The following is a 1050-nucleotide window of genomic DNA, read 5'->3' on the forward strand; positions in this document are numbered from 1 at the left end:
GATGCGGAACGTATAGGTCGCCTTGTCTTCAGGGTCGTCATTCACGGGGTACCAGGTCGCCGCACCCTCGGGCTCGTTGACGACCATCGCACCGTCAGGGGTGGTGACCCAACCGTAGAGCGCTCCGGTGGTGTCGAGCGGCCGGCCGGTGGTTCCGCCGTACTCGATCACGATCGACGTCGTCTGTCCGGCCTTCAGCTTCGGCCGCAGCCCGACCGTGAGTTCCCAGATCCGGTTCGCGTCGTTCTGCACTTGGGACCACTTGGCTGCCTTGCCTTCGACCTGGACCGACGTGACGCCCAGGCCGCGCAGGTCGAAGTTGAGCGACTCCAGGTTCTGCTTCGCACGGACGGTGACAGTCGCGACCCCGCTGAGGCGGCCTGCGAGGACCGCGGGATTGGTCGGTGGCGTATAGCGGAGGGCGAGGTCGTAGTGCAGGACGTCGTAGCCGCCGTTGCCGGCGAACGGGAAATATGCGTCCCCGCTGCCGCCGTTCGCCACGGCCGTCTTCCCCGCCGGCACCGTGATGCGGAACGTATAGGTCGCCTTGTCTTCAGGGTCGTCATTCACGGGGTACCAGGTCGCCGCACCCTCGGGCTCGTTGACGACCATCGCACCGTCAGGGGTGGTGACCCAACCGTAGAGCGCTCCGGTGGTGTCGAGCGGCCGGCCGGTGGTTCCGCCGTACTCGATCACGATCGACGTCGTCTGTCCGGCCTTCAGCTTCGGCCGCAGCCCGACCGTGAGTTCCCAGATCCGGTTCGCGTCGTTCTGCACTTGGGACCACTTGGCTGCCTTGCCTTCGACCTGGACCGACGTGACGCCCAGGCCGCGCAGGTCGAAGTTGAGCGACTCCAGGTTCTGCTTCGCACGGACGGTGACAGTCGCGACCCCGCTGAGGCGGCCTGCGAGGACCGCGGGATTGGTCGGTGGCGTATAGCGGAGGGCGAGGTCGTAGTGCAGGACGTCGTAGCCGCCGTTGCCGGCGAACGGGAAATATGCGTCCCCGCTGCCGGGGGCATGCATGAATAGCTAGACTTTCTGCGAACG

The 1050-nt window shown here is 66.4% G+C and carries 1 pseudogene; it reads right to left on the reverse strand.

The annotated features are described in order from the left end of the window. Nucleotides 1-1026 (reverse strand): annotated as a pseudogene (locus tag Y706_RS30445) (hypothetical protein); the annotation flags it as partial. Nucleotides 1027-1050 lie beyond the last annotated feature (24 nt).

This window comes from Arthrobacter sp. I3 (assembly GCF_000520575.1).
Classification (GTDB): domain Bacteria; phylum Actinomycetota; class Actinomycetes; order Actinomycetales; family Micrococcaceae; genus Arthrobacter; species Arthrobacter humicola_A.